Here is a 14771-nt window from a genome sequence, read left to right on the forward strand (position 1 = left end):
ATGATCGACCCGAAAATAGAAAAGGCCATTGACGCCGCATTCAACAATATAAAAACATTAAACCCTATTTATGTAGAACCGGTAAAAGGTGAAATCTTGTCGGTTTTTGGGGCCGACCTTCCATTTTTGCAAAAGGTAAACGGCATGGACGAGGTGTTCAATTCCAACCCTAAAATTGAAAACCTGCGGGAAGTTTTTTTTGATTTGCTGCTGGTGAATTTTTTCAGTGCCGATGTAAAAAAACTGGACGAAGATTACCTCGATTCGCCGGAATGGGAAAAAATTGAAGAAGAAACGCTGGACCGCGGCACCGAAATGCTGAACGTTTTGCTGTACCTAAACGAGTGCGAAGATGAAGATATTGAGCCGGAACTGAACGATTACCTGACCGAGTTTTTGCTGGTTGACGAAGACGAGTTTCAGGACGAGCACCGCATTTACGAACCGGTGATTGCCAACCAGATTTTGATGGAAAGCGGCATTGCAGAAATCGGGAAAGTTGCAAAAAACTTATCAGACGATGAAGAGATCAAAGAACTGTTTTATCCGCTGATGTGCTTCTTTTACGATACAAAATCCTCCGCAGAAAACATGCAAACGGCTGCCGAAAACGCCGCGGAACCGGATTTCGATCTGCCGGTTTTGGCCATTATGCTGAATTTTAACTAAGCTGAAAATGCAGGATCTGAACCGGAAAATCAGGATAAAAGGCATTCAATACGGAGTTGTTTTGGGCGTTTCCATCTTTTTGCTGAACCTTTTTTCTTATTTTCTGATGACCAAAGTAAACACACCGCTTTGGATGACAGCATTTAGTCCGCTAATATTTACCAACCTTTTGCCAATAGTTATCGCCATTTTGCTTTGCCTGCACCTGCGCGAAAAAATTGGCGGTTACTGGACGCTGCGGCAGGCGGCCTCAGGCGTTTTTATGATGTTTTTCACTTCCTATATCATCTTTTTTTTCAGCATGATCGTGTATTCTAAAGTGATCGATCCGGCAATGGGCATCAACATTGAAAACAAAATTGAGGCGGTAAAAGCAGCAATCCGCAGAAACCAAAACACCAGCGGGCAGCATATCCGTGAAGAAACTGCCGCGTTGCGCAAAGATTTTAACGAGCGGCAACAATCCGGCGCGTGGGGTTATGTGCAAAGTTTCGGTATCGTGGTTTTGCTGTTGTTTTTGGCTTCACTGATTTTTGGCGCGCTGTTTAAAAACGAAGAGTTAGTGCGGGTTCCGTCAAATAAAAACCAAATTTAGTACGATAAAAGAAGCATCGCCTGTTAAGCTTTGCGTTGATAAAATGGATATTTCAGTAGTTGTGCCTTTATTTAATGAAGCGGAATCATTGCCGGAACTGACGGATTGGATCAGGCAGGTGATGAAAACGCATGGTTACACGTACGAAATTATCCTGGTTGATGATGGCAGCAACGATGGTTCGTGGGAAGTGATTGAAAGTTTATATGAACAAAACCCCTTTATCCGCGGCATAAAATTCCGCCGGAATTATGGGAAATCTGCTGCGCTGAACGTTGGTTTTGAAGCCACGAACGGCAACGTCATCATTACGATGGATGCCGATCTGCAGGATTCGCCGGAGGAAATCCCGGAATTGTACCGAAAAATCACGCAGGAAAAATTTGACTTGGTTTCCGGCTGGAAGGCAAAACGTTATGATCCGATCAGCAAAACCATCCCCACAAAACTCTTTAATTCGGCCACACGCAGCATGTCGGGCATCCACAACTTACATGATTTTAACTGCGGCCTGAAAGCTTACCGCAAAGAAGTGGTCAAAAATATTGAGGTTTACGGCGAAATGCACCGCTACATCCCGGTGCTGGCCAAATGGGCGGGGTTTACCAAAATCACGGAGCAGGTTGTGGAGCATCGGGCCCGCAAATACGGCACAACCAAGTTTGGTTTCAGTCGGTTTATCAACGGTTTCCTGGATTTGCTGTCGATTTTTTTTGTCGGCAAGTTTTCTAAACGGCCAATGCACTTTTTCGGCACGCTGGGCACGTTGTGTTTTTTAACGGGGATTGGGATTGTTTTCTGGCTGATCGGTTCAAAACTTTATGACATTTCCAATCACGTAAAATACCGAAACGTTACCGATAATACGCTGTTTTACATTGCTTTAACGGCTGTCATTTTAGGTTCGCAACTGTTTTTAACGGGTTTTGTGGCCGAGATGATTTCGCGCAACTCTCCGGAACGTAATAATTATCAGATCGATAAAAGGATTTGATGCTTCTTTTATCAGTATAAATTTAGAAAATAAAGGTCATCCCCCTAACCCCCTTCAAAGGGGGAAGCAAAGTTCGCTGCCTTTCTAACCGTTATTTATAGTTTGGACAGGTAGCCAATATACATTCCCCCTTCAAAGGGGGTTAGGGGGATGACTAACCAGTTAAAAAAGTAATACTTCTTTGTTCTAAATTTATGTTTTTTTCGATCATCATCCCGCTTTACAACCGCCCTCAGGAAATCCGCGAACTGCTGGAAACTTTGGTGCTGCAAACCTATAAGCAATTTGAGGTTTTGGTGATTGAAGACGGTTCACAACTCGATGCTGCTGCGGTAATTGCAGATTTTAAAGACCGCCTCGACCTGAAATATTTTGTAAAGGAAAACAGCGGACAGGGTTTTAGCCGAAACTTTGGTTTTGAACGTGCAAAAGGTGCTTATTTTATCATTTTTGATTCGGATTGTTTAATCCCGGCAGATTATCTGGCAATCGTCAACCGCGAAATCATCGCCCGAAAATTGGATGCTTACGGAGGCCCGGACGCGTCGCACGATTCTTTTTCGCCCATACAAAAAGCCATCAGCTATTCCATGACTTCGCCTTTTACCACCGGCGGCATCCGGGGCGGCGAAAAACGCATCGGGGATTTTCATCCGCGCAGCTTTAACATGGGTTTATCGCGGGAAGTTTACCAAAAAACGGGCGGTTTTATCATCACGCGTTTGGGCGAAGATATTGAACTGAGTATCCGCATCCATGAATCAGGTTTCAAAACCGGGTTAATTCCCGAAGCAAAAGTTTACCATAAACGGCGCACCAGCTTTTTGCAGTTTTACAAACAGATTCATTTTTTCGGCCGTGCACGCATCAATATTTACAAGTTTTTTCCTTCGGGATTAAAAGCGGTGCATTTTTTTCCGGCTGTTTTTACGCTTGGTTTAATCTTTTCGCTGATTGCCAACGTGTTCAACTGGCCGGTTTCAGAACTCTGCAATGTGTTGCTGGCAATATTTATTTTGTTGATATTTTTTCATTCCTGGATAAGAAATAAATCAGCAAAAGTTGCATTTTTGAGCATATTTGCCGCTTTTATTCAGCTAACCGCTTATGGGCTTGGTTTTATGCAGGATTTTTGCAAACGCATTATATTTAACAGACATTAAGCTATGTACCACCCGTTTTCCATTGCAGAAACTTTTAAAACTGCATGGGATGTTACTAAAAAAAATTTCCTCAGCATTATCATTTATGCCGCAATCGTAACGGTTGTGCTGGGCACAGTGCAGTTTTTTAGTGCCGTAGTAGATATCAGGAACGATGCTTTTGCCGAGTTTCTGGTGTTTTTGATCCTGATGATCATCCAGACTTACGCCACGCTGGGTTTATACAAATTGGTTTTTACGCTGATGGACAACGAATATTACGAAGTAGATTTTGCCCAGATGCTGCCCACCATGAAAATGGTCTGGAGTTTTATTGCCATTTGCCTGCTCCTTGCGTTTGCAATTGTAACGCTCAATATCGGTATAGAAAAAGGGCTGGAAAACTACTCCGACAGCGTGATCCAAAACGTAAAAGTGCTGGAAGTGATGCTGATTTTGTATGCCGCACTGCGCTACATGTTTTGCGCCTGTTTTATTGTGGATGACAACTCCGGCCCGATAGAATCTTTGCGCCAAAGCCGGATTTTGACCAAGCATCACCTGCTGCATTTGCTGGCGCTGCTGGGCATTATGGTGCTGGTGATTGCTGCCGGTTTTTTTGTGGTCGGGAAGATCGTGCTGGTTTTATTTCCCTTCGTTAACGTGATCCTGATCGTAACTTACCGCAAATTGGTTTTCAGCAGAATAGATGTGGACGATGACGTAGCCGAAACGCACTGATTTTATGGGCATAAAAACAGCATTGAGCAAACCGTTCGCTCTTTTTGTTTCCTGGCAGATTAATAAACTGCGGAAAAATGCCGTCAAATTTCAAGATAAAATCTTTCAAAACCTGATAAAAACAGGTGTAAAAACAGCATTCGGCCGCGATCATCATTTTGCAGAAATCAAAAGTTATGAAGACTTTAAAAAGCGTGTCCCCATACGCGATTACGAAGAATTAAAACCTTATATAGATCGCGTAGTTTGCGGCGAAGAAAACGTGCTTTGGCCGGGCAAACCGCTTTATCTGGCCAAAACTTCAGGCACAACTTCCGGGGTAAAATATATTCCGATTTCCAAAGATTCCATGCCTGAGCATATCCGCGCGGCACGAAATGCTTTGCTCAATTACATTCGCGAAACGGGCAATGCTTCTTTTACCGATGGAAAAATGATTTTTTTGCAGGGAAGCCCGGATTTGCAAACCAAAGCCGGGATTTTTGTGGGCAGATTATCAGGAATTGTAGCGCATCACGTGCCAAAATATTTGCTGAAAAACCGGATGCCAAGTGATCCAATTAATAGAATTGAAGATTGGGAAGCCAAAGTAAATGCAATTGCGGACGAAACCATCAACCAGAACATGACGCTGATTTCCGGCATCCCGCCCTGGTGCCAGATGTATTTTGATTGTTTGTCGGAAAAATCCGGTGGTAAAAAAATTAAAGATGTTTTTCCGAATTTCAAACTGTTCGTTTACGGCGGCGTAAATTATCAGCCTTATCGTGCCAGAATTGAGGAAAGTATCGGTTTTAAAATTGATTCTATCGAAACTTATCCGGCTTCCGAAGGCTTCATCGCTTACCAGGATTCGCAAAAAAGCAACGAATTATTGTTGCTGGCCGATGCCGGAATGTTTTTCGAGTTTATCCCAACAGAAACTTATTTTGATGAAAACCCAATCCGCCTCAACCTGAAACAAATCGAGCTGAACAAAAATTACGCACTGATTTTGAACACCAACGCTGGTTTGTGGGGCTACAGTTTGGGCGATACGGTTAAATTTACGTCGATCAATCCATATAAAATTGTGGTGACCGGCCGCATCAAGCATTTTATTTCTGCTTTTGGCGAGCACGTGATCGGCGAAGAAGTGGAGCAGGCGTTGATGCAGGTTGCTGCGGAAGAAAATGCAGAAATCACAGAATTTACGGTTGCGCCGCAGGTAAACCCGCCGGATGGTGAACTGCCTTTTCACGAATGGTTTATCGAGTTTGGAAAGCTTCCGAAAAATTTTGAAGTGTTTAGTTTGAAAGTTGACAACATCCTTCAGCAAAAAAATATTTATTACGCCGATTTGATTACCGGAAAAATCCTACAGCCTTTAAAAATCCGTCAGCTCAAAAAAAATGCTTTTATTGATTTTATGCGGACGAAAGGCAAATTGGGCGGTCAAAATAAAGTCCCGCGATTGTCAAATGATCGTACAATTGCCACAGAGTTGGAAAGTTATATTTTAATGTAGATTTTTGCACGATAAAAACAGCATCAGTCTCACAAAAACCTTTACACTCGTTCCCTTTTGAAAAGTATTGCCCTCTTAGGTTCCACCGGCAGCATCGGCACGCAAACATTGCAGGTGATCCGGGAAAACCCGACCCTTTTTCGCGCTTGTGTGCTCACTGCGCAATCCAACGCTGATTTATTGATTGAACAGGCCCTGGAATTTTTGCCGGATTATGTGGTGATCAGTCGTGATGCACTTTTTTATGCCGTAAAAGAAGCATTGCAGCATACGCAAATCAAGGTTTTGGCCGGGGTTGAAGCAATTGCTGAAGTGGTGGCTGCACCTGAAATTGAGCTGGTTTTGACCGCTTTAGTTGGTTTTGCCGGCTTGCAACCCACAATTGCTGCCATAAAAGCCGGAAAACACATTGCGCTGGCCAACAAAGAAACGCTGGTTGTGGCCGGAGAACTGGTGATGGAACTGGCCAAAAAACATAACGTCAACATTTTGCCGGTAGATTCGGAGCATTCGGCGATTTTTCAGTGTTTGGCAGGAGAGGAGCCGCAATCGGTAGAAAAAATAATCCTGACGGCATCCGGCGGCCCGTTTCGTGGAAAAGATATTTCTTTCTTATCGAAAGTAAAAAAAGATCAGGCATTAAAACATCCAAATTGGGTGATGGGCGCAAAAATTACGATCGATTCTGCTTCGCTGATGAACAAAGGTTTGGAAGTGATCGAGGCAAAATGGCTGTTTGATCTGGCTGCCGGTCAGATTGAGGTGATTGTGCATCCGCAGTCGGTCATCCATTCGCTGGTGCAATTTAAAGACAGCTCGGTGAAAGCGCAGATGGGCTTGCCAGACATGAAGCTGCCGATACAATACGCGCTGACTTATCCGCAGAGAATAAAAAATAATTTTGCGCGTTTTAGCTTCGCGGATTTTCCGAACCTGACGTTTGAACAACCTGATCTGAAAACTTTTCGTAACCTTGCTTTGGCTTTTGCCGCTTTGGATAGTGGCGGAAACATGCCATGCATCATCAATGCAGCCAATGAAATTGCAGTGGAAGGTTTTTTAAATGAGCAGATCAGTTTTTTAAGGATGAGCGATTTGATTGAAGAATGTACGCAGCGGATTGCCCTGCACAAAACACCGGGATTGGACGATTATTTGCATACTGACCTGGAAACAAGAGTTTTAGCTAAAAATTTATTAAAAAAAGGTGCCTAAAAACAGCATCCAGAAATTTATAATATTGATATGAACGTTTTAATTATGATTGGCCAGCTGATTGCCGGATTGTCTATCCTGGTAATTTTGCACGAAGCAGGCCACTTTTTTGCCGCCCGCGCTTTCGGGATCAAGGTTGAAAAATTTTACCTGTTTTTTGATGCCTGGAACATCAGTTTGTTCAAATACACTTATAAAGGCGTAGAATATGGCATTGGATGGCTGCCGCTGGGTGGCTACGTTAAAATTGCCGGTATGATCGATGAATCTATGGACACCGAACAAATGGCCGGGCCGCCGCAACCCTGGGAATTTCGCTCGAAACCTGCATGGCAACGCTTGATTGTGATGCTGGCCGGAATTTTTGTAAACATCGTTTTGGGTATTTTTATTTTTTGGATGCTGACGATCAAATACGGCGAAAGCTATATCCCGAACCAAAGTGTAAAGTATGGCATCGTGCCGGGCATTATCGGCAGGGATATCGGCCTGAAAGCAGGAGACAAAATCACGGCGGTAAACGGCAAAAAAATTGTCCGTTTTGAAGAATTGATCAGCTCGAAAGTATTGCTGGGCAATTCACAGTTAACGGTTGATCGCGATAACAAAATGATGAACATTACCGTTCCGGGCAATATTTATAACGAAGTGGCTGACTACGGGATCGGCGAATTCATCCAGTTGCGCAGTAAATTTATGGTGGATTCTATCGTGCCAAACAGCAATGCGCAGAAAGCAGGTTTGCAAAAAGGTGATAGCATCAAAGCTGTAAACGGCCAGCAGGTTGCTTTTTTTGATCAGTTTCAAACCCTGATCAAGGCCAACAAAAACAAGCAGATCAACCTGGAAGTAAAACGCAACAACCAGTTGGTGCAGTTGCCGGCAACCGTTAATGCGCAGGGAACGCTGGGTTTTGCCGCCAAAGGTGATGAGCCGGTTATTGCAAAAGAGAAGTTTGGTTTTGTTTCTTCCCTGCCGGTTGGTGCCTCTAAAGCCTGGAGTTCTTTTACAGATAATGCAAAAGGAATTGGCCGAGTTGCAACCGGACAAATCAAGGCCAACCGCGCTTTTGCAGGTCCGGTTACGATGGCTACGATGTTTGGAAGCCATTTTGATGCGGCGAAATTTTGGAGTCTGGTTGGCCTGTTATCAATGGCTTTGGCGTTGATGAACTTGCTGCCGATCCCGGCATTGGATGGCGGCCACGCTATGTTTCTGATCATTGAAATGATAAAAGGCAAACCGTTGAGCGATCGTTTTATGGAAAAAGCACAAATTGTGGGTTTCTGTATTTTGATTGCGCTGATGGTTTTTGTTTATGGAAACGATATTTTACGCCACGTCATCAATAAATAATTCCAAACTTAAAAAGATGGATTACTTTGAATTTTACGGCTTGCCGGAATCATTTAAAATTGATGCGGCACAACTCAAAAAGAAGTTTTATGAACTGAGCAAAAAATACCATCCGGATTTTTATGCTTCAGAAAGTGCAGAAAAGCAGCAGGAAGTTTTAGAGTTATCAACTTTGAACAACAAAGCTTACCAGGTATTGGCCAATACGGACAGGCGTGTTGAATATATTTTACGGCAACATAACCTGTTGTCCGAAGGTGATAAATATCCTTTAGGGCCGGATTTTTTGATGGAGATGATGGAGTTGAACGAGCAATTGATGGACGCAGATGACGAAGCAACGATCAACCGGATAAAAACATCGGTAAAAGAAGCATCCGATAATTTGGAACTGGAACTTGCAGGGCAAACCCGGGATTTCGAGATTAAAGATAAAGCCGGGCAAAACGAAGCTTTTAAAAAAGTGCTTGATATTTATTACCGCAAGAAATATTTGTTGCGGATTACCGAAAGTTTTAATACGTTTGCAGCCCGTTAACAACAAGCCCAGCTGGCGGAATTGGTAGACGCGCTGGTCTCAAACACCTGTGGGAAACCGTGCCGGTTCGACTCCGGCGCTGGGTACAAAGCCTTGATATTTTTATCAAGGCTTTTGTGTTTTGTATTAAGAACACAAACTTATATTCTGTAGCAATTACACCAACATATATTAAAAACCCCGACAAAAACATTGTCAGGGCCTATTTCAAAAAAAGGCAGATAAAAACAGCACTTACATAGCTGGCTTGGTTTTCTTTACAACCCTGTGGTGTTTGGTTGTTTTGTGCGTAACTACTTTCCTGGTTTTCGTACTGTGTTTCATTGTGTCTTGTGCAAATACAGAACTGCTGAAAAGGATTGCCACAAGCGCAATCATGGATAAAGTTGATTTCATGGTTATTTGATTTTGAGCAAAATACGCATTTGCCCGGATACAGTTGCGTTAAAAACAATAAAGCCATCTTCCGGGAAGATGGCTTTATCGGATCAGCAATTGATGTTTTGCCGAAGCAGGTTTAACAGCATTGGTCCGGGCTGTTTGCCAAAATTCAGGCCGATTTGGTTACACTGGCCTTTAAAAAATACGCAACAATCAATGTGATGCCTGCTCCTTTCAAAAACCCTTTTAAAGATTCTGAAATCGGGGTGAAATGCCCCAGCAAAACAGAGCAAAGGATAGACAGGAAACCAACCAGCAACAACAGTTTTAAAAATTTTAGCTTTCTCATTTTGTAGTAGTTTATATTTTAGTTTCTTTCCCGACTGAGTACCGGAAAGGCTAAAAATAAAAAAGATTAGGAGCAATTAAAATGCTTTTGACTGTAATTGTTATAGTTTTCTTCAATTTTATTAACCTGTTAAAAATAATTGCACTTCAACATAAAACTCAAAAAGTAAACGTGTTTTTGTTGCAGAGATCAAACCGTTTTGGTGTTGATTTTTGCCTGCACATCTGCTTCCCCGGCCGAAGCTTTCTTTTCTTCCTGCATTTCTTTCGATAAAAAGAAGTTTAAACCGGTCCTGATAACGGCAATGGCACCTAATTTTCCGATTTCCTGCCAGTTGGGTGCTACGGCGGTTGATAAAATATCTGCCCCTAACTGAAACTCTAAAGCCAGTGCCAGATAGCGCGACAAAGTAAGCCGGATAGCGTTAAAATCCATTTCCTGTCCGCTAAAAAGCGCGCGGACAAACCGGTACAAAGAAATGGCCGAACCGATGGCAATTGTACCGGCACCGGTAATTTCTACGCCCAGGCGCAGCCATTGCACTAAACTCATTGTAAAATTTTCTGCAGAAGCATTCATGTTTTTTATAGTTTTTCAATCGGTTTTTTCGTTACGTTCCTGCTGATGATCCAGACGGAAGTTTTTTGGATGATAACAAGCAACAGCAGCAAGCCAAGTGCGATAAAAAATAAAGGCAGCGTTTTGCCGGTTTCAAAAGCAAATGTCAAGGCCGTTGCTACTGCAGGCGGGTGCATCACGTTCAACAAAATCATAAACAGGATCGAGATAACCATTGCCAGCACAGCCGAGGCATAACCAGGGCCGATCGCTTTAAGCACTCCGATACCGATCAGCGCAGCAGAAACCTGAGCCATCGCCAGTGTGTAAATATTGTTGGTAGGATGCTGCGGATCAAGGTAAATCAAAAACGCACTGGACGCCAGCGAAGCAAAAAGCAAATGCTGTTTACTGTATGCCTCCAGCAAAAACAGCACTATTGCCATAATGGTGGTGGGCAGCAAGGCCAGCGAGATTTCGGTTTTCAGATCATAACGGTTGCGCATAGTTGGATGCAATTATCAGGTTTGTAAAGCAACCTGTCCAAAAATAGTTTAACAATTGTAGTTTTTAGGCCGATGCTGTTTTTATCAACCAAAATCCGGGATAGATTTTTAAACTTTGTACCGATAAAAAGCAAGTGGCCATACTGTTTTTATCAACCCAAAATCAGGATAATAATTACAAATATGTTCACCGGGATTATAGAAACTTTAGGCACCGTTACCGATTTGTTCAGCGAACAGGGAAACCTGCATTTGACCATCGACTCCGGCCTGGCGCACGAACTTAAAATCGATCAATCCATCGCCCACAATGGCATTTGCCTTACGGTGGTGGCCATTGCAGATGGTTTGCATACTGTTACGGCGATTGAAGAAACACTGAACAAAACCAATTTGAGCCGTTTGCAAGTTGGCGACAAGGTAAATCTCGAACGTTGTATGCGGATGAACGACCGGCTGGACGGCCATATTGTGCAGGGACATGTAGATCAAACGGCAGTTTGCATTGCTTATCGCGAGCTGGACGGCAGCTGGGAATACACTTTTGAATATGATCCTTTGGCCGGAAATGTAACGGTAGAAAAAGGTTCGGTTTGTGTAAACGGCGTAAGCCTGACAGTAGTTAATTCTGTTCAAAACACGTTTTCGGTCGCCATTATTCCTTACACTTACGAGCACACCAATTTGCAGCAGGTGCGCGAAGGTTCTGTAGTGAATTTGGAGTTCGATGTGATTGGCAAATACGTGGCCCGGCTGATGCAGCGTTGATACTGTTTTTAGCTACTTAATTTTGTAAACCACGCCAAATTGCCTGCCATTAAAATCGGGCTGCAGGTTGCTGAAAAGCGATTTTCCGGAGTTTTGATGCTTGTGTTGAATACCAAACATTGCGCTGTCGAACAAAAATAAAAACGCACCCTGCAAAATAACCGCGTTGCCGTAACCATGCAAACGGTCAGAGTTTTTGCTGATGCCGCGCCGGTTCAGGTAAACGCCGCCAGCGATATATGCCAAATCCAATCCGGCATTAATCAGTAAAATTCGTTCTGTTTTGCGCTGTTCTGCAAAGCTTTGTTTCAGGTCGAATTGCTTTTCTGATGCTGTTTTTGCACCATAAAAACCGGCGGTTGCGATACCCAGGTTTACGATGTTTCAGAAAATATTCATCTGGTTAAAATACCGCGCCGCGCCTTTAGTTTTATAAAAACCAATGCTGCCTATCGCGATATTTGCAATCGCCCAACCGCCCAGAACCTTCATGCCGGTTTGGTTAATCTCGTTTCGTTTCTGGTTGAGATGGGAGAGGGTATCTTGGGACTTGGCTTGGGTGGAGAGAACTAGTAGGAATACGAGGATTGTTTTTTTCATTGGTAAAGAAGTAAACAATGACGGATATTTTTATAAAATCTTTTTAATCCAAAAAAACGCATAATAAAGCCCAAGCGAAATTGTCGATGCGAGAAATAAATTTATTACCATTAAAAATATAGCTAAAGAAACAGTGTTAGAATATTTATATATTGGATATGCTACTATTAAGAATATTACAAGACCTCCGTGTTCGGTCCATTTTTTTTTCAAATCTTTTCTTTCTGTATCATTTTGATAAGGAACTAATCTTAAGCCCTGTTTTAAAATACTTATATTTAAATGGGGTTTGTTTTGATAATCTTCCACTAAAAAGTGAAATGTGGCATTCGTTTTACTTTGTATTAAGGGAATATCAAACCTTCTATGTCTAGTTACAAAAGAAATCTCTTTTTGTAAATTATTATCAATTATTTGTTCATTTTCTAATTGAAGTAAATGGCTGGTTCTAATTCTTTCAAATTGATCATTGAAATCTTTTTGTAAAGATAAATCTTTGGTTAAATCATCATATATAAGTTGACCCTGATGTCGGTATATAACAGAACTGGTGGGAACTGAAAATTCAAAAACTAAATCTGAAAAATCTTTACTACTAGTATTTGTAATTTCTGCCGAAATGATATGAAGATTATTTGATTGCACACCATTATATAGTATTTGAATATCGCCCCAATCTTGACTTTGAACCGAAAAGGCTAATTGTTGACCCCAAACTCGTTTAGTAAATATTGCTTTTCTATTTTGGTATTTTTCTTTAATCAAAAAAACAATACCTCCAATAGCAAATGAGCCAATATATTTCGCAAATTCTAGAGCAGTCGCAGTGATGTCTGAGATGTTATGGGTTATCATCTTAAATGTTTATTCAAATAGTTTTAATCAAAATACTAATATAAATTACCAGCCCTTCAACTCCGAAAACCGGCGCACCTTCCGCACAAAAAAAGCCCAAACTACGCTGCCTTTGTAAAAACCAGCGGTTGATTGCAGGTTATAATCCGCATGGCGTTCGCTTCGTACTTTTTGCCGCTGACCGGAATTGGTGAAAAGTTGCCGGATAAAGTTGCGGTGTGCTTTGCTGATGGCGGCGGCATCTTTGCGTTTGCCTTCGCTGAGAAAACGGGCCAGCGTTACGAAATCCAGCAAAAAGCGCATCGGGATGATGAACACGCTTTTGCGTAGCCACAAATTCTTCTGTAAAAGCAGTAAATTATTACGAAAATTAAGATAGGTTTTATACGGGTTTTCCACGTCCAGCGTACCGCCGCCAAAATGATAAACGGTAGATTCGGCACAATACATCACTTTTAAACCCATATTTTTCAACCGCCAGCACAAGTCGATTTCTTCCATGTGGGCGAAAAAACGTTCGTCAAAACCACCAGAAAGTCCCCAGTATTTTTGCTTGATAAATAAAGCAGCGCCTGATGCCCACAGCACTTCAATAGTTTGATCGTACTGGCCGTGGTCTTCCTCAATCTCGAAAAAAATCCTTCCGCGGCAAAACGGATAGCCAAACGTATCAATAAAACCACCCGCCGCACCGGCATGTTCAAACTTGTTTTTTTGCTGCCAGGAAAGGATTTTTGGTGCCGCAGCAGCAATCAGTTCATCACTTTCCATCAGCTTGATCACCGGTTCAATCCAGTTCGGCACAACTTCTACATCAGAATTTAGCAGGATAAAATAATCAGCCTGAACCTGCGCCAAAACCTTGTTATAACCGCCGGTAAAGCCGTAGTTCTGATCGTTCAATACTGTTTTTACCATAGGAAAATTGGCGCGAACAAATTCCACAGAACCATCCGTAGAACCATTATCGCCCAGCACAATTTCCAGGTTTGGATAAGTGGAAGCCGTAACCGATGGCAAGTAAGTCTGCAGATATTTCAAACCGTTCCAATTCAGGATCACCACGGCAACTTTAGGTGCTTTTGCCGTTTCATGCAGCATGTTCATCTGTGAATATCTTCCGGTTTAAATTTCCATCTTCTGTGCGACCATAACCAGTAGGCCGGTTCCTCACGGATCACTTTTTCCAGATATTGCACATGCAGATCGGTAATCTCGTGTTCGGCAGTGCGTTTGGGTTCGTTGATCAAAGGCACGAAGGTACACGAATAATAACCTCTTTTTACTACGCGGATATCACAAAAAATCACGGCACTGTTTGTTAATTTGGCCAGCTTTTCAACACCCAAAAAAATGGCGGTTGGCTGGTTTAAAAAACTGGCGAAATATTGGGTTTCTTCGCGGACCGGAGTTTGATCGCTTACAAAAACGGTAATAATTTGTTCGTTTTTTAAGCTGACTAACGTACGCATAGTTGCTTTCATGGCCACCAATTGCGCACCAAATTTGCCACGCGTTTGGTTGGTTACCGCTTCAATTTGTTTGTTTTTGATGGGTTTGTAAACAATTAGTTTTTTATGATCGGTGCATAAACTCAAGGCCAAAGCCGCCATTTCCCAGTTGCCATAATGGCCAACCGCACCGATAATGCTTTGTTTATTGGCAAAATAACTGTTGAGCATTTCCGGGTTGGCTACGTGAAAATGCTGATTGAGCTGTTCACGGGAAATGCTAAACATTTTTACAGATTCTACCAGTAAATCCCCCAGATAACGGTAAAATTGGCGTTCAATTTGTGAGCGTTCTGCTGCTGTTTTCTCCGGAAAAGCATTGCGCAAATTTTCCTGCACTACTTTGCGCCGGTATTTGGCCACATAAAAAAGTATGATAAAAACAGCATCCGATAAAAGGTACAAAACCCAAAATGGCAGCAGCGACAACAGGTACAAAAAGAAAATGGCTACTTTCGTAAGCACCTTATTTATCATTATTTTCGC

19 protein-coding genes and 1 tRNA gene are annotated in these 14771 nt (G+C 42.4%); 11 read left to right on the plus strand and 9 right to left on the minus strand.

Features of this window, described 5'->3' with window-relative positions; all coding sequences use genetic code 11:
* The 10 genes from ACOFKR_RS08870 (at position 1) to ACOFKR_RS08915 (ending at position 8843) form a co-directional block, all read left to right on the plus strand.
* Positions 1-669: a hypothetical protein gene (locus ACOFKR_RS08870; RefSeq protein ID WP_419800441.1), complete on the plus strand. Its 669-nt coding sequence runs from the start codon at positions 1-3 to the stop codon at positions 667-669.
* 7 nt (positions 670-676) lie between these two features.
* Positions 677-1264 (plus strand): DUF4199 domain-containing protein, encoded by a 588-nt coding sequence (locus tag ACOFKR_RS08875; RefSeq protein WP_419800442.1) that lies wholly within the window; start codon positions 677-679, stop codon positions 1262-1264.
* Between the two features lie 43 nt (positions 1265-1307).
* Positions 1308-2258, plus strand: coding sequence for a glycosyltransferase family 2 protein (locus ACOFKR_RS08880; protein ID WP_419800443.1), 951 nt, complete (start codon positions 1308-1310; stop codon positions 2256-2258).
* Between the two features lie 194 nt (positions 2259-2452).
* Positions 2453-3421 carry a glycosyltransferase gene (locus ACOFKR_RS08885; protein WP_419800444.1) on the plus strand — a complete coding sequence of 323 codons (969 nt, stop codon included), beginning with the start codon at positions 2453-2455 and terminating at the stop codon, positions 3419-3421.
* A gap of 3 nt (positions 3422-3424) precedes the next feature.
* On the plus strand, positions 3425-4141 hold the full coding sequence (locus ACOFKR_RS08890) for a hypothetical protein (RefSeq protein WP_419800445.1): 717 nt from the start codon (positions 3425-3427) through the stop codon (positions 4139-4141).
* Positions 4142-4145: 4 nt separating this feature from the next.
* Positions 4146-5648, plus strand: a complete 1503-nt coding sequence (locus ACOFKR_RS08895; RefSeq protein ID WP_419800446.1) for a GH3 auxin-responsive promoter family protein — start codon at positions 4146-4148, stop codon at positions 5646-5648.
* A 57-nt stretch (positions 5649-5705) separates the two neighbouring features.
* Entirely contained in the window at positions 5706-6863 is a 1158-nt protein-coding gene (locus ACOFKR_RS08900) for a 1-deoxy-D-xylulose-5-phosphate reductoisomerase (RefSeq protein WP_419800447.1), read from the plus strand.
* 30 nt (positions 6864-6893) lie between these two features.
* A complete protein-coding gene (gene rseP / locus ACOFKR_RS08905) occupies positions 6894-8219 on the plus strand; it encodes an RIP metalloprotease RseP (protein ID WP_419800448.1) in 1326 nt (441 codons plus the stop codon).
* 16 nt (positions 8220-8235) lie between these two features.
* Positions 8236-8757, plus strand: a complete 522-nt coding sequence (gene hscB, locus ACOFKR_RS08910) for a Fe-S protein assembly co-chaperone HscB (RefSeq protein ID WP_419800449.1) — start codon at positions 8236-8238, stop codon at positions 8755-8757.
* 6 nt (positions 8758-8763) lie between these two features.
* Positions 8764-8843 (plus strand) — tRNA-Leu (locus ACOFKR_RS08915).
* Between the two features lie 148 nt (positions 8844-8991).
* Here ACOFKR_RS08915 and ACOFKR_RS08920 read toward each other — a convergent pair.
* The 4 genes from ACOFKR_RS08920 to ACOFKR_RS08935 all read right to left on the minus strand — a co-directional run bounded on the left by ACOFKR_RS08920 (position 8992) and on the right by ACOFKR_RS08935 (position 10551).
* The gene (locus ACOFKR_RS08920; RefSeq protein ID WP_419800450.1) at positions 8992-9153 is read right to left on the minus strand and encodes a hypothetical protein; all 162 of its coding nucleotides are present in this window, start codon (positions 9151-9153) and stop codon (positions 8992-8994) included.
* Positions 9154-9307: 154 nt separating this feature from the next.
* The gene (locus tag ACOFKR_RS08925) at positions 9308-9487 is read right to left on the minus strand and encodes a hypothetical protein (RefSeq protein ID WP_419800451.1); all 180 of its coding nucleotides are present in this window, start codon (positions 9485-9487) and stop codon (positions 9308-9310) included.
* A gap of 189 nt (positions 9488-9676) precedes the next feature.
* Positions 9677-10066 carry a DUF1622 domain-containing protein gene (locus ACOFKR_RS08930; RefSeq protein WP_419800452.1) on the minus strand — a complete coding sequence of 130 codons (390 nt, stop codon included), beginning with the start codon at positions 10064-10066 and terminating at the stop codon, positions 9677-9679.
* Positions 10067-10071: 5 nt separating this feature from the next.
* Complete coding sequence (locus ACOFKR_RS08935; protein WP_419800453.1) at positions 10072-10551, minus strand: HPP family protein; 480 nt, start codon at positions 10549-10551, stop codon at positions 10072-10074.
* Between the two features lie 183 nt (positions 10552-10734).
* Between ACOFKR_RS08935 and ACOFKR_RS08940 the strand changes: the two genes are divergently transcribed.
* The gene (locus ACOFKR_RS08940; RefSeq protein ID WP_419800454.1) at positions 10735-11319 is read left to right on the plus strand and encodes a riboflavin synthase; all 585 of its coding nucleotides are present in this window, start codon (positions 10735-10737) and stop codon (positions 11317-11319) included.
* A 12-nt stretch (positions 11320-11331) separates the two neighbouring features.
* On the opposite strand, the gene ACOFKR_RS08945 is transcribed toward ACOFKR_RS08940, so the two are convergent.
* Genes ACOFKR_RS08945 through ACOFKR_RS08965 form a run of 5 tightly spaced genes read right to left on the minus strand, consistent with a single transcriptional unit; the run spans position 11332 to position 14750 of the window.
* Entirely contained in the window at positions 11332-11700 is a 369-nt protein-coding gene (locus ACOFKR_RS08945) for a DUF6992 family protein (protein ID WP_419803633.1), read from the minus strand.
* Between the two features lie 3 nt (positions 11701-11703).
* Positions 11704-11919, minus strand: coding sequence for a DUF6992 family protein (locus tag ACOFKR_RS08950; protein WP_419800455.1), 216 nt, complete (start codon positions 11917-11919; stop codon positions 11704-11706).
* 30 nt (positions 11920-11949) lie between these two features.
* Positions 11950-12774 carry a hypothetical protein gene (locus tag ACOFKR_RS08955; protein ID WP_419800456.1) on the minus strand — a complete coding sequence of 275 codons (825 nt, stop codon included), beginning with the start codon at positions 12772-12774 and terminating at the stop codon, positions 11950-11952.
* Between the two features lie 45 nt (positions 12775-12819).
* On the minus strand, positions 12820-13881 hold the full coding sequence (locus ACOFKR_RS08960; RefSeq protein WP_419800457.1) for a glycosyltransferase family 2 protein: 1062 nt from the start codon (positions 13879-13881) through the stop codon (positions 12820-12822).
* On the minus strand, positions 13878-14750 hold the full coding sequence (locus tag ACOFKR_RS08965; protein ID WP_419800458.1) for a lysophospholipid acyltransferase family protein: 873 nt from the start codon (positions 14748-14750) through the stop codon (positions 13878-13880). Before ACOFKR_RS08965 ends, ACOFKR_RS08960 begins: the two co-directional genes overlap by 4 nt.
* Between the last annotated feature and the right edge of the window lie 21 nt (positions 14751-14771).

Source organism: Mucilaginibacter sp., from assembly GCF_965201005.1.
Classification (GTDB): Bacteria; Bacteroidota; Bacteroidia; order Sphingobacteriales; family Sphingobacteriaceae; genus Mucilaginibacter_A.